The sequence below is a fragment of the Porphyrobacter sp. YT40 genome (assembly GCF_006542605.1).
In the GTDB taxonomy this organism is placed as follows: domain Bacteria; phylum Pseudomonadota; class Alphaproteobacteria; order Sphingomonadales; family Sphingomonadaceae; genus Erythrobacter.
The window spans coordinates 3,298,498-3,321,066 of sequence record NZ_CP041222.1; the positions used below are offsets into that span (position 1 = coordinate 3,298,498).

The 22,569-nt window shown below is 67.8% G+C and carries 25 protein-coding genes; 11 read left to right on the top strand and 14 right to left on the bottom strand.

Annotated elements, in window-relative coordinates:
- Positions 1-23: 23 nt before the first annotated feature.
- The 11 genes from E2E27_RS15580 to E2E27_RS15630 all read right to left on the bottom strand — a co-directional run bounded on the left by E2E27_RS15580 (position 24) and on the right by E2E27_RS15630 (position 10,081).
- Entirely contained in the window at positions 24-1,496 is a 1,473-nt protein-coding gene (locus E2E27_RS15580; protein ID WP_141460678.1) for a UDP-N-acetylmuramoyl-tripeptide--D-alanyl-D-alanine ligase, read from the bottom strand.
- Positions 1,496-2,971: a UDP-N-acetylmuramoyl-L-alanyl-D-glutamate--2,6-diaminopimelate ligase gene (locus E2E27_RS15585; protein WP_141460680.1), complete on the bottom strand. Its 1,476-nt coding sequence runs from the start codon at positions 2,969-2,971 to the stop codon at positions 1,496-1,498. The genes E2E27_RS15580 and E2E27_RS15585 overlap by 1 nt, the downstream gene beginning before the upstream one ends.
- Positions 2,968-4,716 (bottom strand): peptidoglycan D,D-transpeptidase FtsI family protein, encoded by a 1,749-nt coding sequence (locus tag E2E27_RS15590; protein ID WP_141460682.1) that lies wholly within the window; start codon positions 4,714-4,716, stop codon positions 2,968-2,970. The genes E2E27_RS15585 and E2E27_RS15590 overlap by 4 nt, the downstream gene beginning before the upstream one ends.
- Positions 4,713-5,273: a hypothetical protein gene (locus E2E27_RS15595; protein WP_141460684.1), complete on the bottom strand. Its 561-nt coding sequence runs from the start codon at positions 5,271-5,273 to the stop codon at positions 4,713-4,715. Before E2E27_RS15595 ends, E2E27_RS15590 begins: the two co-directional genes overlap by 4 nt.
- Positions 5,270-6,211 (bottom strand): 16S rRNA (cytosine(1402)-N(4))-methyltransferase RsmH, encoded by a 942-nt coding sequence (gene rsmH, locus E2E27_RS15600; RefSeq protein ID WP_141460686.1) that lies wholly within the window; start codon positions 6,209-6,211, stop codon positions 5,270-5,272. Before rsmH ends, E2E27_RS15595 begins: the two co-directional genes overlap by 4 nt.
- Positions 6,208-6,702, bottom strand: coding sequence for a division/cell wall cluster transcriptional repressor MraZ (locus E2E27_RS15605; RefSeq protein WP_234036086.1), 495 nt, complete (start codon positions 6,700-6,702; stop codon positions 6,208-6,210). The genes rsmH and E2E27_RS15605 overlap by 4 nt, the downstream gene beginning before the upstream one ends.
- A gap of 403 nt (positions 6,703-7,105) precedes the next feature.
- Positions 7,106-7,906 (bottom strand): motility-associated ABC transporter substrate-binding family protein, encoded by an 801-nt coding sequence (locus tag E2E27_RS15610; protein ID WP_141460688.1) that lies wholly within the window; start codon positions 7,904-7,906, stop codon positions 7,106-7,108.
- On the bottom strand, positions 7,887-8,303 hold the full coding sequence (locus E2E27_RS15615) for a hypothetical protein (RefSeq protein WP_141460690.1): 417 nt from the start codon (positions 8,301-8,303) through the stop codon (positions 7,887-7,889). The genes E2E27_RS15610 and E2E27_RS15615 overlap by 20 nt, the downstream gene beginning before the upstream one ends.
- The gene (locus E2E27_RS15620; RefSeq protein WP_141460692.1) at positions 8,300-9,322 is read right to left on the bottom strand and encodes a cysteine synthase A; all 1,023 of its coding nucleotides are present in this window, start codon (positions 9,320-9,322) and stop codon (positions 8,300-8,302) included. The genes E2E27_RS15615 and E2E27_RS15620 overlap by 4 nt, the downstream gene beginning before the upstream one ends.
- Positions 9,323-9,368: 46 nt before the next feature.
- On the bottom strand, positions 9,369-9,737 hold the full coding sequence (locus E2E27_RS15625) for a DUF1905 domain-containing protein (RefSeq protein WP_141460694.1): 369 nt from the start codon (positions 9,735-9,737) through the stop codon (positions 9,369-9,371).
- 26 nt (positions 9,738-9,763) lie between these two features.
- Entirely contained in the window at positions 9,764-10,081 is a 318-nt protein-coding gene (locus E2E27_RS15630) for a 2Fe-2S iron-sulfur cluster-binding protein (RefSeq protein ID WP_141460696.1), read from the bottom strand.
- A gap of 106 nt (positions 10,082-10,187) precedes the next feature.
- On the opposite strand from E2E27_RS15630, the gene E2E27_RS15635 reads away from it, so the two are divergent.
- Complete coding sequence (locus tag E2E27_RS15635) at positions 10,188-10,805, top strand: DNA-3-methyladenine glycosylase family protein (RefSeq protein ID WP_141460698.1); 618 nt, start codon at positions 10,188-10,190, stop codon at positions 10,803-10,805.
- A gap of 690 nt (positions 10,806-11,495) precedes the next feature.
- Positions 11,496-12,305, top strand: coding sequence for an SDR family oxidoreductase (locus tag E2E27_RS15640; protein WP_141460700.1), 810 nt, complete (start codon positions 11,496-11,498; stop codon positions 12,303-12,305).
- A 109-nt stretch (positions 12,306-12,414) separates the two neighbouring features.
- Here the strand turns inward: E2E27_RS15640 and E2E27_RS15645 are convergent, their stop codons facing one another.
- On the bottom strand, positions 12,415-12,717 hold the full coding sequence (locus E2E27_RS15645; protein WP_141460702.1) for a 4a-hydroxytetrahydrobiopterin dehydratase: 303 nt from the start codon (positions 12,715-12,717) through the stop codon (positions 12,415-12,417).
- 64 nt (positions 12,718-12,781) lie between these two features.
- Here E2E27_RS15645 and ccmA point away from each other — a divergent pair, with 64 nt between their 5' ends.
- Genes ccmA through E2E27_RS15660 form a run of 3 tightly spaced genes read left to right on the top strand, consistent with a single transcriptional unit; the run spans position 12,782 to position 14,705 of the window.
- Positions 12,782-13,396: a heme ABC exporter ATP-binding protein CcmA gene (ccmA, locus tag E2E27_RS15650; protein WP_141460704.1), complete on the top strand. Its 615-nt coding sequence runs from the start codon at positions 12,782-12,784 to the stop codon at positions 13,394-13,396.
- The gene (locus E2E27_RS15655) at positions 13,393-14,043 is read left to right on the top strand and encodes a heme exporter protein CcmB (RefSeq protein WP_141460706.1); all 651 of its coding nucleotides are present in this window, start codon (positions 13,393-13,395) and stop codon (positions 14,041-14,043) included. The genes ccmA and E2E27_RS15655 overlap by 4 nt, the downstream gene beginning before the upstream one ends.
- The gene (locus tag E2E27_RS15660) at positions 14,043-14,705 is read left to right on the top strand and encodes a hypothetical protein (protein ID WP_234036087.1); all 663 of its coding nucleotides are present in this window, start codon (positions 14,043-14,045) and stop codon (positions 14,703-14,705) included. Before E2E27_RS15655 ends, E2E27_RS15660 begins: the two co-directional genes overlap by 1 nt.
- 59 nt (positions 14,706-14,764) lie before the next feature.
- Here E2E27_RS15660 and map read toward each other — a convergent pair whose 3' ends face one another.
- Positions 14,765-15,592 (bottom strand): type I methionyl aminopeptidase, encoded by an 828-nt coding sequence (gene map, locus E2E27_RS15665; protein WP_141460710.1) that lies wholly within the window; start codon positions 15,590-15,592, stop codon positions 14,765-14,767.
- Positions 15,593-15,624: 32 nt separating this feature from the next.
- Complete coding sequence (locus tag E2E27_RS15670; RefSeq protein ID WP_141460712.1) at positions 15,625-16,473, bottom strand: polysaccharide deacetylase family protein; 849 nt, start codon at positions 16,471-16,473, stop codon at positions 15,625-15,627.
- A 64-nt stretch (positions 16,474-16,537) separates the two neighbouring features.
- Between E2E27_RS15670 and E2E27_RS15675 the strand changes: the two genes are divergently transcribed.
- The 6 genes from E2E27_RS15675 (at position 16,538) to E2E27_RS15700 (ending at position 22,489) form a co-directional block, all read left to right on the top strand.
- The gene (locus tag E2E27_RS15675) at positions 16,538-17,920 is read left to right on the top strand and encodes a leucyl aminopeptidase family protein (RefSeq protein WP_141460714.1); all 1,383 of its coding nucleotides are present in this window, start codon (positions 16,538-16,540) and stop codon (positions 17,918-17,920) included.
- A gap of 112 nt (positions 17,921-18,032) precedes the next feature.
- Positions 18,033-18,395 (top strand): hypothetical protein, encoded by a 363-nt coding sequence (locus E2E27_RS15680; protein ID WP_141460716.1) that lies wholly within the window; start codon positions 18,033-18,035, stop codon positions 18,393-18,395.
- 6 nt (positions 18,396-18,401) lie between these two features.
- Positions 18,402-19,331: an N-acetyl-gamma-glutamyl-phosphate reductase gene (argC, locus tag E2E27_RS15685; RefSeq protein WP_141460718.1), complete on the top strand. Its 930-nt coding sequence runs from the start codon at positions 18,402-18,404 to the stop codon at positions 19,329-19,331.
- 221 nt (positions 19,332-19,552) lie between these two features.
- Entirely contained in the window at positions 19,553-19,891 is a 339-nt protein-coding gene (locus tag E2E27_RS15690) for a P-II family nitrogen regulator (protein WP_086608397.1), read from the top strand.
- Between the two features lie 84 nt (positions 19,892-19,975).
- Positions 19,976-21,385: a type I glutamate--ammonia ligase gene (gene glnA, locus E2E27_RS15695; protein ID WP_141460720.1), complete on the top strand. Its 1,410-nt coding sequence runs from the start codon at positions 19,976-19,978 to the stop codon at positions 21,383-21,385.
- Positions 21,386-21,529: 144 nt separating this feature from the next.
- Entirely contained in the window at positions 21,530-22,489 is a 960-nt protein-coding gene (locus E2E27_RS15700; protein ID WP_141460722.1) for a calcium/sodium antiporter, read from the top strand.
- Positions 22,490-22,569: the final 80 nt, after the last annotated feature.

Consider the following 22,569-nt stretch of genomic DNA (forward strand, 5'->3'; position numbering starts at 1 on the left):
GCCTTTTCGCCTGCCGGGGCGGATCAGGTGCGGGCATTCTCGGTATAGTGCGACACCAGCCGTCCAAGGCCCACCGAATTGGACCCCTTGACCAGCACCGCATCCCCGTCAGCGAGGCCGAATTGCCCGAGCAGCACGATGGCCTCGGCAGGCCCCTCGCAATGGGCGAAGGTGGCAGGCTTGCCAAGCGGGGCCGCAGCGGCTTTCCCCAACTCCTCCGCCAGCGTGCGCATCTCCTCACCGACCAGAATGGCGTGGGTGACGCCCGCCTCGGCCAGCGGCTCGGCCAGTTGGCGGTGGAAGCGGTCGGAAAAGTCGCCCAATTCCTTCATGCTGCCCAGCACCGCAATGCGGCGGGTGGCAGGCGTCTGGCTCAGCGCCTTGAGCGTCGCGCGCATCGAGGCGGGGTTGGCGTTGTAGCTTTCGTCGATCAGCAATGCGGTTCCGCCTGGCACGGTGAGCGTGTGGCGCGCGCCGCGGCCCTTGAGCCCGCCCATTTCGGCCAGCGCCAGGCCCGCACTCGCCAGATCGCCGCCCGCCGCGCGCACGGCGGCCATGACGCCCAGCGAATTGACGATCCAGTGCTCGCCGGGTTCGGCGACTGTGTAGCAGATGCGCCGGTCGCCGAGATCGGCGGTGACGAGCGAGCCACCACCCGCCGCCGGGATGGCATCTAGCAGGCGTACATCGGCACCCTTGGCGCGCCCGAAGGTCACGACATGGGCCCCGCAGGCGCGGGCGTGACCGATCATCCGCTCGGCCCATTCGCTGTCCGCGGGAATTATCGCGACCCCGCCGGGCACAAGGCCGGTGAAGATCTGCGCTTTCTCGTCGGCAATCGCCTCGAGGCTGCCGAGGTTCTCGATATGCGCGGGCGCGATGGTGGTGATCAGCGCCACGTGGGGGCGCGCATGGGCGGCAAGCGGCGCGATTTCGCCCGCGTGGTTCATCCCCATCTCGAACACGCCGAATTTGCTGCGCGCGGGCATCCGGGCGAGGCTGAGCGGCACGCCGACATGATTGTTGTAGCTGCGCACGCTCCGATGCGCCGCGCCGCGGCTGGCGCGGTCGAGGCAGGCGAAGATCGCCTCCTTCACACCCGTCTTGCCGACCGATCCGGTGATCGCGATCCGCACGGCGTCGACGGCCCGGTCGCGCGCGGCATGGGCGAGCGCGCGGAGCGCCTGCGTTGTGTCGGCGACCAGCACGTGGGGGTAATCCACCGGACGGTCGACGATCGCGGCAACCGCGCCCTTTTCAAAGGCCTGGGAGATGAACTTGTGACCATCCATCGCCTCGCCCTTGAGCGCGACGAAGACGTCCCCCGGCTTCACGTCGCGCGAGTCCATCTCCACGCCCGAGGCCTGAAAGTCGTGGCTGGCGGTGCCGCCGGTGGCCTCGGCGATCCCGGCAGCGGTCCACAGCGCGAGCGGGAGCGTGTCGCGCGGCGTAACCGGCCATTGGTGCAGCATCGGATGGGCTACGGCCATATTCATCAGCACTGCCCCCCGGCGCATTCGCGCGCGACTTCGACATCGTCGAAAGCTTCGATCCGCATGTTCTCTCCAGACCCGAATATTTGACCCTGCTCGTGCCCCTTGCCGGCGATCAGCACAATATCGTGCGGCCCGGCTTCCCCAATTGCGGCAGCGATGGCGGCGCGGCGGCCGGCAATGTCGCGGGTGTTGCTACCCGCCCCTGCCATGATCGCGGCACGGATTGCAGCCGGGTCCTCGCCGCGGGGATTGTCGTCGGTGACGATGGCAAGATCGGCAGCGCGCGCGGCGACTTCGCCCATTTGCGGCCGCTTGCCCGCGTCGCGATCTCCGCCCGCGCCGAATACCACGATCAGCTTGCCGCCGGGCGCGACATGCGGACGCAGCGCGGCGATGGCGGCCTCCAGCGCGTCGGGGGTGTGGGCATAATCGACATAGGCCGGCGCACCTGCCTGATTGAGCGCCGCCCGCTCCAACCGCCCGCGCACCGGTTGCAAGCGGGTGAGCGCGTCGAACACCGCCGCAGCCGCAACCCCGGTCGCCAGCGCGAGCCCCGCCGAAACCAGCGCATTGGCCGCCTGATAGGCGCCGATCAGCGGCAGGTTGACCTTCCGCACCGCACCTTCATGTTCGATCTGAAGAACCTGCCCCAACTGTCCGGGTTCGCGCGCGATCAGCTTGAGGAAGGTCCCGCCCTCGCCCACCGTGCGCACGTCGAGGCCCCGCTCCGACGCGGCTGCGATCGCCCTCGCAGTCCATTCCGACCCGTCGCCCGCGTCATGGATGATCGCAGGGCTACCCGGCGCGACGACTTCGGTGAAAAGCCGCATCTTGGCCGCGAAATAGGCCTCCATTGTGCCGTGATAGTCGAGGTGATCGCGGCTGAAATTGGTGAAGGCCGCCGCCGAAACCCTTGGCCCCTCCCCGCGATACTGGTCGAGCCCGTGGCTCGAAGCCTCATAGGCGACGTGGGTGACGCCCTCGCGCGCAAGGCCCGCCATATTGGCGAGGAAGGTGACGATGTCGGGGGTGGTCAGCCCGGTCGAGACAGAACCGTCGGGCGTGGTCACGCCCAGCGTGCCGATGCTCGCCGCGCGCTCGCCCGCCATGCGCCAGATCTGGCGGGTCATCTCGACGGTCGAGGTCTTGCCGTTGGTGCCCGTCACCGCAACGACGGTGTCCGGGTAGGGAGAAAAAAAGCCCGCGGCGAGGTGCGCAAAGGCGCGTCGGGGGGTGACGTCGGTAATGTGCAGCGCACCTTCGACGCGGGCTTGAGGGCGGGCTACGACGGCAATCGCGCCCGCGGCGATGGCGGGGCGGATGAAGTCCTCGCCATTGACGGTGGCGCCTTCGAAGGCGCCGAAGATGGTTCCGGGGGCGACCTTGCGGTGGTCGATGGCAAAGCCGGTGACCTCGCCCTCGCCCGCGCCTGCGGTGTCGAGCCCTGCGCGAGCCAGCAGATCGGCCAGCCTCATTTCGCGTCGCCCACCAGATATTTGAGATCCGAGATATCGACGTCGCGCGTCTCGTCGGGCTGCACGCCGAGGATCGGGCCGATACGCGGCACCAGCCGTCCGACGATCGGCGCGGAGGTGAAGGCGGCGGTGCGCTGGAAGCTGCTGGCGACGGTGCCCTTGGGCTCGTCGACCACCACCACCACGACATAGCGCGGCGCGTCCATCGGGAAGGCGGCGGCGAAGGAGGAGACCAGCGAGGTCTTCTTGTAGCCGCCCACGCCCGCCTTTTCGGCCGAGCCCGTCTTGCCGCCGACGCGGTAGCCGGGGGCATCGGCGCTCTTGCCGGTGCCATAGAGCGAGATCATCCGCAGCAATTGGCGCATCCGCGAGGAGGTCGATTCCTTGAACACCCGCCGCCCGCGCGGCACATCCGCCGGATCGAGCTTCAGCAGGGTCGAAGGCCGCCAGATCCCGCCGTTCACCATCGCCGCATAGCCCGTGGCAAGGTGCAGCGGGGTGACAGCGACACCGTGGCCGAAGCTCACCGTCATGTTGGTGACGCGGCTCCAGTTGTCGCCCGGCCACAGCGGCTTGGCGCGCGCGGGCAGTTCGATGAAGGGGCGGCTGTCCATGCCGAGGTCGATCATGGTCTTGCGCAGCCGCTCGGCCCCCATCGCATCGCCGACCCGCGCGGTGACGGTGTTGGAGGAATAGATCAGCGCCTGCGGCACGTTCATCGAACTGCCGTGCGAGTGCAGGTCGCGGATCTGGCGCCTGCCGACCGAAACGGGGCTGGCATCCCACACCTTGCCCAGATCGCGCACCACGCCCGCATCGATCGCGGCGGCGACGCTCAGCGGCTTGAAGGTCGAACCCAGCTCATAGACCGCGCCGGTGACGCGGTTGGTTTCGTTGGGCGCACCGCTCGGAGGCACGGCATTGGGATCGAAATCGGGGAGCGAGGCCAATGCCATCACTTCGCCCGTATCGACATCGAGCACCACGCCCGCCGCGCCGATCGCGTTGGTCGCCAGCATCCCGCGGCGCAATTCGTCCTCGAGCGCGCCCTGCACCCGCACGTCGATCGACAGCGGCACGGGCTTGGCGCGTCCCGCCGGATCGGTGAGCCGGTCGTTGAGCACCCGCTCCATCCCGGTCTGCCCGCCGGTGCGCTCCTTCGTCTCGGCGACATAGCCCAGCACGTGAGCCGCCAGCGAGCCCTGCGGGTAGAAGCGATCGGTCTCGCGCGGGATTTCGAGCGCGATTTCGCCCAGCGCGAAGACCTTGTTGGCCTCTTCCGGCATGATGCGGCGGCGCAAGTAGCCCGCCTTGCCCGAGGCGAGGCGGCGGGCCATGCGCGCTTCGTCGATATCGGGGAAAATCGCCTTCAGCTCGCGTGCGATCTCGGCAGGCGAGCGCACCAGCGGCGAACCGGAATCGCCCATCGCCGCAGGGTTCAGCCGCAGCGCATAGGCGGGGAAGGCGCGCGCCAGCGGGGCGCCGTTGCGATCGGTGATCTCGCCGCGCGGGGGCAGCAGCGCGTCTGCAAGGCTGGCCTGCGCGGGCGACTGCGCCGCTAGCCCGAGCGAGCCGATCCGCACCAGTGCGATCAGCGCAATGCCCACGAAGCCCGCGAGCAGCCAAAGTGCCCGCAGCCGCGCGGTCAGCAGCGCCTGTGCCCGCTGGCCGATGCCCGGCAAGCGGGCGGCGGGGATGACCGGAGTGGCGGTGCGCGCGGCGAGCGAGGCCGCGAGCGCGTTCATTCGCCTGCCTCGCCGGCGAGAGCGGCGGCGGCCTGACGCGGCGTTTCGGCCCGCGCCGGACGGATCGGGGAGGCTTCGATCAGGAAATCGCCGAAGGCCTGCGTGAAGGCCGTGCCCGCATCATCCGCATCCGCCGCCGAGGCGAGCGTCACCTTCGCGCCCGAGACCGGCGAGCGCATCGGCGCAGCGTCTGCCGCGCTCTCTCCGGGGGCGGCATCCTCCGCGCGGGCGAGACGGATCGGCGCAGGCGCGTCCGGGCCCAGCCGCTCACCAAGGCTCGCCAGCTGGCGCTCGGCTTCGAGGAACTGCCCGGCGCGCGGCGACTGGTAGCCGAATTCGACCGTGTTCCACTCGGCCAGCTGGCGCTGGCTGGCGCGGGTCTGGAACTCGGTTTCGAGCAGCAGCGCCTCGCGCTGGAGCGAAATCAGCTGGCGCTCGGCGAGCAGCACCTCGCTTTTCACCGCATGCACCTTGAAGCTGAGCACCACCACCAGCGCGACACAGACCGCCATCACGGCGGCCCAGCCGAGCGAACGGGCCTGAGAGCGGTTCATCATGCAGCTTGGCTCCTGGCGGGGGCGCCGGTGCGGATCGCATGGCGCAAGGTGGATGAACGGGCGCGGGGGTTGCGGGCGATTTCGGCCTCGGAAGGGCGGATAGCCTTGGAAAGCTGCGCGAAGGTAGGAGGCGGCCCCGGGATTTCCCCGGGCAGATGGCGCGACACCGCGCGCCCGGCGCCACTCGCCGTGCGCAGGAACTGCTTCACGATCCGGTCTTCGAGGCTGTGGAAGCTGACCACCGCCAGCACGCCTTCGGGCGCCAGCAGTGCCTCTGCTGCGGCCAGCCCGGCTTCAAGCTCGCCCAGCTCGTCGTTCACGTGAATGCGCACCGCCTGAAAGGTGCGGGTCGCCGGATCCTTCTTGTCGTGGGGCTTGTGGCCCAGCGCACGGCGCACCACACGGGCCAGCTCGCCGGTGGTCGCCAGCGGACGCGCGGCGACGATGGCGCGGGCCACCCGGCGCGACTGGCGTTCCTCGCCATAGGTGTAGAGCACGTTGGCGATGGCTTCCTCGTCGGCGGTGTTGAGGAAATCCGCCGCGCTCTCGCCATCCCGGCTCATGCGCATGTCGAGCGGGCCGTCATGCATGAAGGCAAAGCCCCGGTCGCCCTGATCGAGCTGCATCGAGGAGACGCCGATATCCATCACCACCGCATCGACCTCGGCAACACCGATCGCGGCCAGTTCCTCGCGCATTGCCGAAAAGCGCGCGGGGTGCAGCGCGAGGCGACCGTCGAAGCGGGCGACCAGCGCCTGTCCGGCAGCGATGGCATCGGGATCGCGGTCGAAGGCGTGGACGCGCGCGCCCGCCTCCAGCAGCGCGGTGGTGTAGCCGCCCGCACCGAAGGTCGCATCGACAATGGTCATGCCGGGGCGCGGGGCGATCGCGGCGATCACCTCGTCCAGCAGCACGGGAATGTGCGGGGCCTCGCTCATGCCGCCCCCTTCTTGCCGCCGGCCATCAGCTTTTCGCAGGCCGCCTGCGCGCTCTTCCATTCGGGGCCCATGCGCTTGAGCTCGGCGGGCGCCCAGACGAAGAAGAAATCGCCTGCCGCCTGGAAATAAAGCCCATCCTCGACCTTGCCGAGTTCCTTGAGGTGATCGGGCATGACGAAGCGGCCGGAATCGTCGAAGGGCAGCTGCGAGAAGCCGAACAGCTGGGCGGCGCGCACGTCGCGGTCGAAGGCGTCGTCGCCGCGGGCGATGGCGCGGTCCTCCTCGCGGTCGAGCTGGGTGTGGAGCTGGTCGATGCGCGACAGGCCGAAACCGATCAGGCAATCGAACTTGCCATGCGCGGCGAGGCACAGCGTGCGGCTGCCGCCGCCGCTTTCCTTCACGGCCTTGCGGAACTCGGGCGGGAGCACAAACCGGCCCTTCTCGCCCGCGGGCGAGTAAGCTTGGCCGTTATATCCCACAAATGCAGACACGGGCCTGCGTTCCCCTTGATCCCCGGCGGCTGGCCCCTTCGAAGGCCACCGCGACAACACGCGTTCGAAATTCCCCCGGACACGCCTTCCGCGGGCCGACAAGCGCGCAAGCGCCGCCGGTGCGCCGACCCGGTGAATCGGACGCAAGACATACAGGCATGTCTGATGGCCCCCGGTAATATCGGGGAACCCATGGGGATGGAAGGGATTTTCTAGGGAAATTTAGGGAAAACTTGGGAAGTCATTGTTTATTATGATGTTTGACGCTTCCCTTGCGTTATCGTCCGGAGGTCACTCCGTCCTCTAAACGCCCATTTTTGCGGAACAAAGCATGGCCATCCCGCGCTTTCCCCGGATTGGCCCGAATCCGAGTCCCGCGCAGCCCGTGATTTCCCCGGCCCGGTCATCGCAGCGCCTCGCGCACGAGGGCGAGCAGGACGTCGGCGTTCGGCCCCGCCAGTTCGGGATGCTCGAACACCGCGGCGTCGGCGATCAGCGTGACGTGGCCCGCACCGACCCGGCAACGCGCCGCCGCGCCTTCGGCCACGACCTCGCAATCGGCGGCGGCCGGATTATCCAGCACGACCTCCCCCGCCACCGCCAGCGGCAGCGTGGCGGTGCCGAGCCTGCGTGCCCCGGCGGCGGCCTGCTGCGCCTCGTCGAACCGCACCGCCATCCCCCAGCGCGCCACCACCGGCGGAATCAACGCGGTATCGGCGGGGCGGCGCGGATCGCCGAGCGGAATGTCGTATTCGCCGGTCAGCGCCGGATCGAGCACCAGCAGCAAACGCCCGCCTGCGCGCACCCATTCATCGAGCGCGACATTGTCGAGCGGCGAGAGCCCGCGCGGCTGGATCACCGCCAGCCGCGTCAGGCCCGCCAGCGGATCGACCTCGGGCGCATCCGGCGCAAGGCCGGGGATCGGCGAAAGCGTGTCGAGCGGTTCGAGGCGGTAGCCCCGCTCCAGCGCGGCGCGTTGCCACGGCGCGGCGACATTGCCGGCGGCAAGCGCTTCGATCCCGGTGCCGAGCGGCCAATAGAGCGGCAGGCTGCTCATCAGCCCGAGCGTCTCTGCCGGTTCGGGGTTGGGCGACAGGCTCGCCTCGGACGCGGGCGGCGGAGCAGCGGGCGCGGGCTTGCAGCCGGTCGCTGCGGCCAGCGCGAGCGCCAGTGCCGCCAGCGCGCTACTGCGCGGGCTGAACATTGTCGGGCGCGATCGGCGCGGGCTGCGTGGGGGCGGCGCTCGGCTCGTCGGCGATGTCGGGCACGACGCCTGCGTCGGCGAGCGGATTGGCCTGCGCGGGCTTGGGCTCGGGCTCGGTGGTCGGCGCGGCTTCAGGCACTGCGAGCACCTCGTTCTTGTCCGCCTGCCCGCCGATGATGCTCGCCAGCCCCACCAGCAGCACCATCGCCCCGATCCCGAACAGCCCGACCTGCAGGCGCTGCATCGCCTCGGCGCGGGTTTCGGCGGCGCTGGAGGTATCTTCAAGCGGCCCCGCGGTCTCGGGCGCGGCGGCAGCGGCGGTCGCGGCCTTGCCCGGCCCGAACAGGCTGCGCTGGTTCATCCGCCCCAGCCGCTCGCGCCACGAAAGGCGGCTCATGCCGCCTCTCCGGGCACCAGCCAGTCGAACACGGGCAGGCCCTTGGCCGCCAGCCATTCGGGGTTGTAGAGCGTCGAGAGATAGCGGAAGCCGGTGTCGCACAGGATGGTGACGACCTGCGGATTGGCCCGCCCCTCGGCCACCAATTCCTTGCCCAGCATCACCGCACCCGCGACGTTGATGCCCGAGGACAGGCCGAGGCACAGCCCCTCCTCGCGCAGCAGGCGGGCGACCCATTCGAGGCCCTCCTCGTCGCTGATGCGGTATTGCGTGTCGATCACCGCGCCTTCGAGATTGGCGGTGATGCGCCCCTGCCCGATCCCCTCGGCCACCGAGGAGCCTTCGGCCTTCAGTTCGCCGTGAGCGTAGTAGTTGTACAGCGCCGCGCCGTGCGGATCGGTAAGCGCGATGCGGACATTCTCGTCGAAGGCCTTCAATCCGAGACCCACCCCCGCGATCGTCCCGCCGGTGCCCGCCGCGCAGGTGAAACCGTCGACCCGGCCACCGAGCTGCTCCCAGATTTCCGGAGCGGTGCCTTCGATATGGGCCTTGCGGTTGGCGACGTTATCGAACTGCCCGGCCCAGACCGCCCCCGGCATCTCCTCGGCCATGCGGCGCGAGACGTGCTGGAAATGGCCGGGATCGGCATATTTCGTCGGCGGCACCAGCACCAACTGCGCGCCCAATGCCCGGAGCGTGTCCATCTTCTCCTTGGACTGGTTGTCGGGCATGACGATGATCGTCTTGTAACCCAGCGCATTCGCGACCAGCGCGATCCCGATGCCGGTGTTGCCCGCCGTCCCCTCGATCACCGTGCCGCCGGGCTGCAATTCGCCGCGCGCCTCGGCATCGCGGATCATCCACAAGGCCGCACGGTCCTTCACCGAAGAGCCGGGGTTGGCGAACTCGCACTTGCCGTAGATGTCGCAGCCCGCCGCGGCGCTGGGGCCGGCAAGACGGACAAGCGGGGTATTGCCAATCAGGGCGAGCGTATCGCCGAAGGGGCGGGTGATGTTCATCGCGCTGAATTAGGCGCTCGAAGCCCGACCCGCAACGGCGAAGTCCCTAAGCCAGCGCCAGCACCGCTTCGACCACGGAGCCTTCGGCGATTTTCTCGGCCTTCCTGACAGCGGCCTTGAGCGGTAGCAGCCAGCCGCCGTGGGCCTTGGAGGGGAACAGCGAGGTGCGCCACGTGGTGCCGCCGATGGTGGCCTCGACATAGACCGATCCCCATGCCGCAGCGTTGACCGCGCTGGCACGGATGGAGCCTGCCGTCTCGCCGTCGATGGTCAGGAAATACCAGCTGCCCTTGGCGGGCGCGCCGTCGCTGCCCTGCCACAGCCACACCGGGCCGCTAACGATCCACGGCCCCGCCCCGGCTTCGGGCGCATGGCCCAGCTCGTCACGCAGGAAGCGGGCGAGGTCAGCGTCCACCGGACTGCCCCCCGCCCCGCTCGCAATCAATCTTCGGGAGCGATCGTGACGTGCAGCCCGTCAAGCGCCCCGGTCAGCGGGATCTGGCACGACAACCGGCTGGTCGCGACGCGGTGGTCGGAGGACTCCAGTAGATCGTCCTCGTCCTCGCTCATCTTGGGCAGCTTGTCGGCGAAGGCCGGATCGACCACCACATGACAGGTCGCGCAGGAACAGCACCCGCCGCACAGCGCCAGCAGCTCGTCGAAGCCGTTGTCGCGGATCGCTTCCATCACGGTCAGGCCCTCGCCGACCTCGATCTCGCTGGTTTCGCCTTCGCGGTTGGTGACGACCAGTCTGGGCATGGATCGAAGTTCCTTTTCGGCTATTGGGCGCATGATGCAGCGCTGTGAGAGCGTTGCCGGGCTGCTAAGACAGTCTGCCGATCATGGCAAGATAAGGAAAGTGGCAGTGGGCCTGACAGCCGGACAATTGCGCGAAGACCTCGATACGCTCGCCGGGCGCGAACCTGCGCTGGCGCGGGCGCTGGAGCGGGTCGGCTATCCCGATGCGCGCATCCGCGAGCCGGGCTTTGCGACGATGCTGCGCACGATCATCGGCCAGCAGGTCTCGGTCGCCTCGGCGGCCTCGGTCTGGAACAAGCTGGAGGCGGAACTGGGCGCCGGTTTCACGCCCGATGCGCTGCTCGCGCGCGATTTCGACACCCTGCGCGCCTGCGGCCTCTCGCGCCAGAAGCAGGGCTATGCGCGATCGCTGTGCGAGCTGGCGCATTCGGGCGAGCTTGACCTCGCCCGGCTGCCTGCGGACGACGAGGAAGCGATCGCACTGCTCACCCGGATCAAGGGCATCGGACGCTGGTCGGCGGAGATCTACCTCTTGTTTGCCGAAGGCCGCCCCGACATCTGGCCCGCGGGCGATTTGGCGGTGCAGGAAGGGGTGAAGCGCCTGCTCGTTCTGGAGGAGCGACCGGGCGAAAAGGCCACCCGCGCGCTGGCCGAGCCCTGGTCGCCGCAGCGCGGAGCGATGGCGATCTTCACGTGGCATTTCTACGCCAACCCGGCGCTGTAGGACGTCATCCGCCCCTCACGCCTGATGCGCCGGATTGCGGTGCCGGATGCGCCTGTGAAGCGGACAAAAGTTACACCGTGTCACTTTCCCAACATGCGCTATTCCCTATTTATCACAGAGTGTTGATCAGACTTTTCCAAGCGGACGGACAAATTTCTTAGCGAAAGAAAACGCACCCTTCCCACGCGCGATTGCGGCCCCGATGCCGCGCCGATCACAATGCCAAAAGAGCCGCACGCAGAATTAGCAGGCAGCGCGGGAGTAGGAAAACGGCCGGGTGAGGATTGAGGGAATGGCGGCCTCGGCCGCGTGTTGGCCGAAAGCGTAAATTCGCAAACCGACCCCCACATGGTCGTTGGCGCGGGCAAATAACCGTCATCCCAGCGAAAGCTGGGATCGCTCTCGAACGCGCGCTACCTCACGCCGATAGAGGCGCAGAATACAGAATTCATCGAAAAACCAACTCTGAATGGGACGAGCTTTTCGAGCAAATCCCCTGACCGACAGCGATCCCAGCTTTCGCTGGGATGACGGAATTATATCGCGTCCCCATTCCACCCAAACATCAGCCGTTCGCTGGCCTTTCAATCCGCCCGCAATCCGCCACGGCACACTCCCGATTCTGTCTGCTGACAAGCCTGTCAGCGCGCTTTAGGACAGCCTGCAAAGAGCAATCGGAGAGGGATCGGAATGACACAGCGCAGCATCTTCATCACCGGCGGCGGTTCCGGGATCGGGCGCGCCACCGCGCTTCACTTCGCGAGCCGAGGCTGGTTCATAGGTGTCGCCGACATCAATGAGGCTGGCATGGCCGAGACGCTTTCGCTGATCGCAGGGGACGCCAAGTGGGCGGGCCGGCTCGACGTGCGCGATCGCGCAGCGTGGGACGAGGCGCTGGCCGCTTTCGCCGCCGCTGCCGGGGGCCGGATCGATGCGATGGTCAACAATGCCGGGATCGGCACCGGCGGGCCGCTCGCCGAGCTTTCCAAAGACGAGATCGACGCCTGTCTCGACATCAATCTGCGCGGGGTGCTCTACGGGGCGCAGGCGGTCTATCCCTACCTCAAGGCAAGCGCGCCGGGCAGCGCGCTGATCAATATCGCCAGCGCCGCAGGGCTGACCGGGGGGAGCGGGATGAGCGTCTATTCCGCCACCAAGTTCGGGGTGCGCGGGATTGCCGAAAGCCTCGATGCCGAATGGGCGCCGGACGGGATCACGGTCGCCTCGATTTGTCCGAGCTTCATCGACACGCCGCTGCTCGACGGCACCGGCAACCGCAACTCCAACGAGAACATCCGCACCCGCGTCACCGCCGCAGGGCTGGAAATCACGCCGGTCGAGGAAGTGGCGGAAGCGGTGTGGAACGCGGTCCACGGGCACGAGCTGCACTATCTCGTCGGCAAGACCGCGCGCCAGCTCGCCTTCGCCAAGCGCTGGCTGCCGGGCAAGGTGCGGAAGCAGCAGCGCGCCGCGGGGCGGCAGGGCTTGCTGGGCAGATAAACTTCCGTCCCGTTCGCCCTGAGCCTGTCGAAGGGCCGCTTTTCCCTTCGCTGCTTGGGCTGAACAAGCAGGACTGCCCTTCGACAAGCTCAGGGCGAACGGGTTTGGTCTATGCCAACAATCCATCAATCGCGCGCGCCAGCTTGGCATCGCGCTGCGACAGCCCGCCGCTTGTTCCCGCATCATGCGTGGTCAGCGTCACTTCGACCTTGGCGTAGACGTTGAACCATTCGGGGTGGTGATCCTGCGCCTCGGCCAGCAAGGCGACGCGGCTCATGAAGCCCCAGGCCTCCGAGAAATCCTTGAACTGGAACGTCCGCGTGATCGCCTTGCCGTCGCGCGCGCTGCTCCATTCGGGATGCGCCTTCAGCAGCTCGGCGGCTTCGTCGGCGGTGAGTTCGGGCACGGACATGGCAGCATTTCCTTTAAGGGGGTCGCTTGTTTGCTTGCCCCCTTTTCCCTAACGCAGCGGACGAATGCAAGCGCCCCGCCCCTCGCTGATTGCCGACAACCTCGCCTGCCGCCGGGGCGAGCGGCTGCTGTTCCGGCGGCTGTCGTTCGGGCTGGAAGCGGGCGCGGCGTGCCATGTCACCGGCGCGAACGGTGCGGGCAAGACGACGCTCATCCGCGCGCTCTCCGGTCTGACGACGCCCTATGCCGGGAGCGTGACGCGCGAGGGCGCACTGGCGCTGCTCGACGAGCGCACCGGGCTCGATCCCGACCTTCCGCTGGGCAAGGCGCTCGCCTTCTGGTTCGCGCTGGACGGCGCGGGCGCGGCGGAGGCGATCATGACGCGGCTGCGGCTCGATACGCTGGCCGAGGTGCCGGTGGGATACCTCTCGACCGGTCAGAGAAAGCGCGCCGCGCTCGCCCGCGTGCTGGGACAGGCCGCGCCGGTCTGGCTGCTCGACGAGCCGCTGTCCGGCCTCGACACGGCCTCGCAAGGGCTGGTGTCGGAACTGGTGCGCGAACATTGCGCGGCCGGCGGGATCGCGCTGATCGCCTCGCACCAGCCGCTGGACGTGCCGGGGATGACGAGCTTTGCGATCGAGGATTTCGCCCCTGCGCCGTCGGAGGAGGACGCGGCATGATCGCCGCCCTGCTCCGCCGCGATCTAGCGCAGTTCTTCCCCTTCACCGGAAGCGGCGCGGCACTGCCTGTCGTTTTCTTCGTCGCGGTCGCCATGCTGTTCCCCTTCGCGGTCGGCCCGGATGCGAACGTGCTGGCGCGCACCGGCGGCGGGGTGGTGTGGATCGCGGCGCTGCTGGCGGCGATCCTGCCGCTCGAAAAGCTGGTGGCGCGCGATATCGCGCTCGGGTTTTTCGACCAGCTGCGGCTGCGCGGTGTGGCGGAAGAAGCGATGATGGCAGTGCGGCTCCTCGCCCATTGGCTGAGCTTCGGCCCGCCGCTGCTGCTGGCGACCTTCCCCGCTGCCGCGCTGCTCAAGATCGAAGGCGAGACGTTCCAGATCCTCCTTCTGGGGCTGCTGGCGGGCACGCCGGGGCTCGCCGCCATCGGCCTGATGATCGCCGCGCTGACCGCTTCGCTGCGGGCGGGCGCGGCGCTTTCGGGGCTGCTCCTGATCCCGCTGGCGCTGCCGATCCTGATTTTCGGCGCGGGAGCGCTCGCCCGTCAGGATCAAGTCAGCCTCGGCTTCGTTGGAGCCATAAGCCTCGCGCTGGTGGCACTCGCTCCGTTTGCCGCCGGAGCCGCGATCCGGGCCACAAGGGAGAACTAGTGAGAGCGCCAGAAAGCCACGTTCGCGCCAACACATTGATGGGCAACATCGCGCTGGCGCTGCTGGGCTTCACGCTGTTCGCCTTCGGGCTGAAAGCGATCGCGCACCCGCAAGTGCAGGCGCGCTATACGCCGATCGTGGTGTTCCACGCCGGGAGCATGATCGCCTGGCTGATCCTGCTGGCAAGCCAGAGCTTCCTCGCCGCGAAGTTCAAGCTGGCCGCCCACCGGGCGAGCGGCCGTGCTTCGATTGCGCTGGTGGGGGCGATGCTGGTGAGCGGCGGGGCGATCTCGTGGCGCATCGGCGAGGAGCTAGGCCGCCCCGAGGTGACGGTGGTGAACCTCGCGGCTTTTGCGACCTTCGTGCCGCTCTATTTCCTCGCCCTCCACTACGCCCGCCGCCGCGACATTGCCGCACACCGGCAGGCGATGCTGATCGCGACACTGGCGCTGATGACCCCCGCCTATGCCCGCGTGGTGCAGGTGCTCGGCCTGCCCGATCCGGTCGCAATCGCGGTGCAGGTGCCGATCACGGTGCTGGTCGCGGGCGGCTATGACTGGGTGCTGCACGGGCGCGTGACGCGGCCGGTGCTGGCGATGCTGGGATTTTCAGTCGGGCTGGTGGTGGTGATGAGCGCCGTGCTGGCGGTGCTATTTTTGTAGGAACCGAGTGAGCGGGGCCCCGGGTCAAGCCCGGGGAGGCGTCAATTTGGTGCCCAAGATCACACGTAAGGCGGGAAATCCCGCCCCGTCGGGCTCTTGGTGAAAATCTCGTTGCCCGTCTCGGTAATCGCGATCGAGTGCTCGAACTGCGCCGACAGGCTCTTGTCGCGGGTCACCGCCGTCCAGCCGTCGCCGAGCACCTTGGCCCAGGGCTTGCCGAGGTTGATCATCGGCTCGATGGTGAAGAACATCCCCGGCTTCAGCTCCGGCCCTGTGCCCGGGCGGGCATCGTGGACCACTTCGGGGGCATCGTGGAACAACCGACCGAGGCCGTGCCCGCAGAACTCGCGCACCACCCCGTAGCGGAACTGCGCCGCATGGGCGGCAATCGCCGCGCCGATATCGCCCAGCCGCGCGCCAGGCTGTGCGGCCTCAATGCCGAGCATCAGGCATTCGTAGGTCACCTCGACCAGCTTGCGCGCCTTCAGCGACGGCTCGCCCGCGTAGAACATCCGCGAGGTGTCGCCGTGCCAGCCGTCGACCAGCGGGGTCACGTCGATGTTGAGGATGTCGCCATCCTTCAGCACCTTGTCGCCCGGAATGCCGTGGCAGATCACATGGTTGATCGAGATGCAGCTCGAATGCGCATAGCCGCGGTAGCCGAGCGTCGCCGGGATCGCGCCTGCATCCAGCATCATCCCCCGGATCGCATCGTCGAGCGCGCCGGTGGTCACCCCCGGCTTGACCATATCGGCCAGCGCATCGAGGATTTCGGCGGCCAGTCGCCCGGCTTTCCGCATCCCTTCAAAGCCCTCGGCGGTGTGGAGCTTGATGGAGCCATCGCGATAGACGGTCTGATCGCCGTCAACGAGTTGATAATCGTGCATGGCCGCTACATAGCGAGCCCCGCACCAAAAAGCTACTTTGCGAGCGCGAAGGCCGCCTTGTATTCGGGCTTCACCGCCGCGAGCACCGCGGGGGTTACCGGCAGCGTCACCTCGTAAGCCCCCTCCGCATAGGAACCGGCGACATAGGGATCGGCGATCAGGCCGATGCGGTCGAAATGGGTCTTGCCTTTCGAACCCAGCAGCACAGTCAGATCAGCGATCGGCGGACAGGGGAACATGCCGTCGTCGACCGGCGCGTCGGCCCCCATCTTTCGGCGCCTTGCGGCGACCAGCCCCTTGCACCACGCCGCGCCGAGCGCGTCCTGCAAGGCTTTGGGCGAGGTGAAGAAATCGCGCGATTCCAGCCCCGTGCCGGTCTCCCGATCCCAGACGAGCGCGGCCGATCCGCTGTTGCCATGCGCGCCGCCGGTGTAGGCGTAGATCTCAGCCGAGAGCGAGAGGAAGCGCGGCAGATCGGCGACCACCGCCCAGCTCTTGTCCGCCCCGCGATTGACGCAGGCGACACAGTCGCTGCCGCCGAATTCGCGCAGCGATTCCTCCCAGTCCGCCTTCTGTTCGCCGAGCAGCCGATCGCGCTCCTCGGTAAAGCGCGTCGCCAGCGCGGGGATCGCGGAGACTTCGGCGGGCCAGGAATAGGCGAATTCGCGCTTCGCCTCGCCCTGTTCGGCATTATCGGTGAAGGCGACCGCCTTGGCCGCCGGAGCGGCAGGCGTTGCGGAGGCAGCGGCGGGCTCAGGGGTCGCGCTTTGCGCGGCGCTCGTATCGGCGGCCTCGTCGGGCGCGGCACAGGCGGCCAGCCACAGTGCAGCGGCTGCGGGCGCCGCCATCATCGCATTGCCGACCCGGGTTGAAACTCTCATCGCACCACTCTCCTCATGCCGAATCTGCTGGTGACATCGGCGTGCGCGTGATTATGGAACAGGCATGAGCGAACCCAAAGCCTTGATCCGCCCCGACCGCGGCGAAGACGCGATTGCCATTCACCTTGTCAACAAGGACGGTTTCGAGGCCTTCGCCAAGGGCCTCACCGCAGGCCAGCGCGCAAGTCTCGCCGCGCAGAAATTCGAAGGCGGCGGCTATCAGACCGCGATCGTCCCCGACGGCGACAGCTGGTTCGCGGTGGGCGGCGTCGCCAACCCCGAAAGCCTGTCGAGCTGGTGCCTCGCCAAGCTGGCAGAGGAGCTGCCCGAAGGCACTTACCGCCTCGCAACCGGCGATCCGGGCCCGGCGATGTTCGGCTGGGTGACGGGACAATACCGCTTCGCCCGCTACAAGAGCGAGGACAAGGCGCAGGGCCCGCGCGTGCTGCTCACCGGACAGGTCGGGCAGATCGAACCCGCTCTCGCCGAAGCCGAGGCGGAGTGCCTGCTGCGCGATCTCGTCAACGCCCCGCCCGAGGACATGGGCCCCGCCGCGATCGAGGCGGAGTGCGAGCGGTTGGCCAAGGCGCACAAGGCCGAACTCACCGTGGTCCGCGGCGATGCGCTGGAGCAGGACTATCCGATGATCCACGCAGTCGGGCGCGCGGCGGCGCGCCATCATGCGCCGCGGCTGATGCATCTCGTCTGGGGCGATGCGGCGCATCCGGTGCTGGCGGTGGTCGGCAAGGGCGTGTGCTTCGACAGCGGGGGGCTCAACATCAAGCCGGGCGCGGGCATGCGGCTGATGAAGAAGGACATGGGCGGCGCGGCCCACGCGCTGGCGCTCGCGGGGCTGGTGATGGGCGCGCGGCTGAAGGTGCGGCTGCATCTGCTGATCCCGGCGGTGGAAAATGCCATCAGCGGCGGCGCGTTCCGGCCCGGCGACATCCTCAGGAGCCGCAAGGGGCTGACGGTCGAAATCGACAACACCGATGCCGAAGGCCGGTTGATCCTCGGCGATGCGCTGACCCGCGCTTCGGAGGAGAACCCCGATCTGATCGTCGATTTCGCCACGCTCACCGGCGCGGCGCGGGTGGCGCTCGGCCCCGATCTGCCCGCGCTGTTTGCCCGGAATGACGAGACCGCCGAGGCTTTCCTCGCCGCAGGCAAGGCGCATGACGATGCCGCATGGCGCTTGCCGCTGCCCGAGGCCTATCGCGAATACCTCGCCTCGGACGTTGCCGACATGGCCAATTCGGCGAGCAATCCCTTCGCCGGGGCGAGCGTCGCGGGGCTGTTCCTCGACCGCTTCGTGGGCGAGGGGATCGACTGGGTGCATTACGACACCTTTGCGTGGAGCCCCGCGCCCAAGCCGGGCCGCGCGCGCGGCGGGCGGGGCCTTGGCCTGCGCGGCGCTTGGCACGCCATCCGCGCGCGGTATGCCTAGGTTTGGGGCGCATGACCTTGCCCCGCGCGCCGCTTGGCGCTAACGGGCCTGCCACGCCGCGCCCGCAGGGGACAGGGTGCGCGCGTCACCTGAGAAGGCCAAGGCACAACCCATGAGCGGCGCGTCGCGCGAGATTTCCGATTATGCCGTGCCGGCGGGCGTGCTGGGTCTGAAGGGCCCGGTGGAAAAGCCTGCGCCCGGCACGCTGCCCTTGCGCGGCGATCTGGCGCACATGGCGCTCGCGGGAACGCATCTGGCGGCGCATTACGTCATCCCCCATGTCCGCAGCGTCGGTGCGGCAGGTGCAGGCCTCAGGCTCAACCCGCGCGGCGATGCTGAAGTATTCGCGCAATTGCCCGCCGGAAGCCGGTTCGAACTGCTCGACGTGGCGGGCGAGTGGGTCTGGGGCTGCCCCGGTCCACAAGGGCCGAGCGGCTGGTGCCGGGCGAGCGAACTCGCTCCTTCGAACGCCTGACTCGTCGTGGCGATCCGGCTGTTCATCGACGGTGCCGCGGGCACCACCGGCCTCGAAATCCGCGAGCGGCTGACGGGGCGCGACGAGTTCGAATTGCTGGTGCTCGACGATGCCCAGCGAAAGGACGAGAGCGCCCGTCGCGACGCGCTCCACGCCGCCGACATCGCGATCCTGTGCCTGCCGGACGAGGCCGCGAAAGAGGCGGTAAAGCTGGCGGAGGGTTCGGGCACGCGCATCATCGACGCATCGTCAGCGCACAGGGTGGCCGAGGGGTGGACCTATGGCTTTCCCGAACTGATCGGGCGCGAAAAGATCGCCAAGGCCCGGCTGGTGAGCAATCCGGGGTGCTACCCCACCGGCTTCCTCGCGCTCGTCGCGCCGCTGGTGCGCGATGGGTTGCTGTCCGCCGACTGGCCCTACACCGTGAACGCGGTGAGCGGCTATTCGGGCGGCGGCAATGCGCTGATCGACCGCTTCGAGGCAGACACGGACATCGCCTTCCGCGCCTATGGCCTCGGCGGAGGCCACAAGCATCTGCCCGAAATGCAGGCCTATGCCGGTCTCACCCATCCGCCGGTCTTTTCGCCGAGTGTCATTCCGGCGCATCGCGGGATGGTGGTGGACGTGCCGCTGTCGCTGTCCGCTCTCCCCGGCCAGCCGCGTGGCGAGGCGCTGCACGGCGCGCTTGCGGACTTCTATGCGGACAGCGCCTTCGTCAGCCTTGCGCCATTGTCTCCGGTTCCCGCCGAACTGCTGCTGCTCAAATCCGCGCCCGCGTGGGACGGGTTGGCACTTCATGTCTACGCCTCTGCGGACGGCGCCCAGGCCCGCCTCGTCGCGGTGCTCGACAACCTCGGCAAGGGCGCGTCTGGGGCCGCGATCCAGAACCTCAACATCATGTGCGGCCTGCCCGAAACCACCGGCCTGCGCCTGTAAGTTGCTTAAAATTTAGGCATGGCGCGATGAATGGCTGTGCACCATTGCGCAGTGCACCATAATCTTGCTAACCCGCCCCCATCGGCGAAAGACATCCACGTCCTTGAGTCTTCAAGCGGCAAGGATCGTTCGCAGCCACCACCTAGGGCTTGGCACGGTTCTTGTTAAGAAACGGTCAGCTTTCGCGCGCGGCGCGGATGGCCCAACCGGACGGGGACGACGTGAAAAAGATCGAAGCGATCATCAAGCCCTTCAAGCTCGACGAAGTGAAGGAGGCGCTGCACGAAATCGGCGTGTCCGGCATCACCGTCACCGAAGCCAAGGGTTTCGGCCGTCAGAAGGGCCATACCGAACTCTATCGCGGCGCCGAATATGTCGTCGACTTCCTGCCCAAGGTGAAGCTCGAAGTGGTCGTCGCCGACGATCAGGCCGAACGCGTGGTCGAAGCCATCGCCGCCGCCGCGCAGACCGGGCGCATCGGCGACGGCAAGATCTTCGTCACCCCGATCGAAAGCGCGCTGCGCATCCGCACGGGCGAGACCAACGACGACGCAATCTGATTTTCCACCCTCTCCCGCTTGCCCGCACAATTGAGCAATCTCGGGCGGGCTGGCCATAATCACGTAATCGGAGGCACTACCAAAATGTCGAAAGCAAAAGACGTCCTCAAGCTGATCAAGGACGAGGAAATCGAGTGGGTCGATCTGCGTTTCACCGATCCCAAGGGCAAGTGGCAGCACCTCACCATGGTCGCCGGCGTGATGGGCGAGGACGAGCTTGAGGATGGCCTCATGTTCGATGGTTCGTCGATCGCCGGCTGGAAGGTCATCAACGAATCCGACATGATCCTGAAGCCCGACCTCAGCGAGACCTGGATCGATCCCTTCAGCGCCACCCCGATGCTGATCATCAACTGCGACATCGTCGAGCCTTCGACCGGCGACTGGTACAGCCGCGATCCGCGCACCACCGCCAAGCGCGCCGAGGCCTACCTCAAGTCGACTGGCCTGGGCGACACCGTCTATGTCGGCCCGGAAGCCGAATTCTTCATGTTCGACGACGTGCGCTTCGAGGACGGCTATGCCGGCTCGGGCTTCTCGATCGACGATATCGAACTGCCGACCAACACCGCCAAGGAATATGACCAGGGCAACATGGGCCACCGCCCGCGCGCCAAGGGCGGTTACTTCCCCGTCGCGCCGGTCGACAGTGCTGTCGACATCCGCGCCGAGATGGTCACCACCATGCTCGAAATGGGCCTGCCCTGCGACAAGCACCACCACGAAGTCGCCGCCGCCCAGCACGAACTGGGTCTGACCTTCGGCACGCTGGTGCAGACCGCCGACCGGATGCAGATCTACAAGTATGTCGTGCACCAGGTCGCGCATGCCTATGGCAAGACCGCGACCTTCATGCCCAAGCCGATCAAGGCCGATAACGGATCGGGGATGCACACCCACATGTCGATCTGGAAGGACGGCAAGCCGATGTTCGCGGGCAATGAATATGCCGGCCTGTCGGAAATGTGCCTCTACTACATCGGCGGCGTGATCAAGCACGCCAAGGCGCTCAATGCCTTCACCAACCCGACCACCAACAGCTACAAGCGACTGGTGCCGGGCTTCGAGGCGCCGGTGCTGCTGGCCTATTCGGCCCGCAACCGCTCGGCCTCGTGCCGCATTCCCTATGGCAGCGGCGACAAGGCCAAGCGCGTCGAGTTCCGCTTCCCCGATGCGATGGCCAACCCCTACCTCGCCTATTCGGCGCTGCTGATGGCGGGTCTCGACGGGATCGAGAACAAGATCCACCCGGGCGAGGCGATGGACAAGAACCTCTACGATCTGCCGCCGGCCGAACTCGCCGAAGTGCCGACCGTGTGCGGTTCGCTCCGCGAGGCGCTGGACTCGCTCGCCGCCGATCACGAGTTCCTGCTCAAGGGTGACGTGTTCACCAAGGACCAGATCGAGGCCTACATGGAACTGAAGTGGGAAGAGGTGATCCGCACCGAAACCACCCCGTGCCCGGTCGAATTCGACATGTATTACTCGATGTAATTTCCGGACGAGGGGCCATCCGGCCCTTTGCGCCGAGACAAAGGGCCGTCCGGGGAACCGGGCGGCCTTTTTGCGCTTAAGGACCTCATGTCCGCGCGCGTCCGGAAAGGGATGCGCGCGGGGCCAGAGACAACGGGGATTTTCATGACTCAATCGATCCTGCTGGTGGCCGGGGGCCTCGTCCTGCTTGCGCTCGGCGGCGAGCTGCTGGTGCGCGGCGCTGTCGGGATGGCGGCGCGGATCGGGATTTCGCCGCTGCTCGCGGGCCTCACCATCGTCGGCTTCGGCACCTCGATGCCCGAACTCGCCACCAGCGTGCAGGCGGCGATGGCGGGCGCGCCGGGGATCGCGATCGGCAATGTGGTGGGGTCGAACATCGCCAACATCCTGCTGATCCTCGGCATATCGGCGCTGATCGCACCGCTGGCGGTGAACCCGCGCTCGTTCAAGCGCGATGCGATCGCGCTTGGCGGCAGCGCCTTGCTGTGCACCGGCGCGGTGCTGCTCGGCGTGATCGGCCGCCTGCCGGGCGTGGTGCTGCTCGTCTGTCTGGTGGGCTATATCTGGTATGCTTACATATCGGAGCGCGCGGCGGATGATGACGAGTGCCACCGCCACGAGGCCGAGGCCGCAGACGTCCCGGTGCCGCCCAATACCGGGCCGGTGGTGCTCGGCGCGATGATCGTCGCAGGCCTGGTGGCGGCGATCTTCGGCGCGGGCTGGCTGGTCGACGGCGCGACCGTGCTCGCGAGTGCGGCAGGGGTATCGGAGAGCGTGATCGGGCTCACCGTAGTGGCGATCGGCACCTCCCTGCCCGAACTGATCGCCTGCGTCGTCGCGGTGATCCGCAAGCACGCCGACGTCGCGCTCGGCAATGTCGTGGGATCGTGCATCTACAACGTGATGGGCATCCTCGGCGCGACTGCGGTGATCCAGCCGATCGCCGTGCCGGCCGAGATCGCGGCCTTCGACATCTGGGCGATGCTGGGCGTGACCGCGCTGCTGCTGGTGCAATTGCGCAGCGGATGGAAGCTGTCGCGGGCCGAAGGCGCGCTGCTGGTGCTGCTCTATGCGGGATACACGCTGTTTCTCGCGACACGCTGAGGCATTATTGCAACGCTGCACAATCAGATGTGACAGAGTCACAAAAGCGATTTGCCAGAACGGGTTGAGACGCTAGCGTG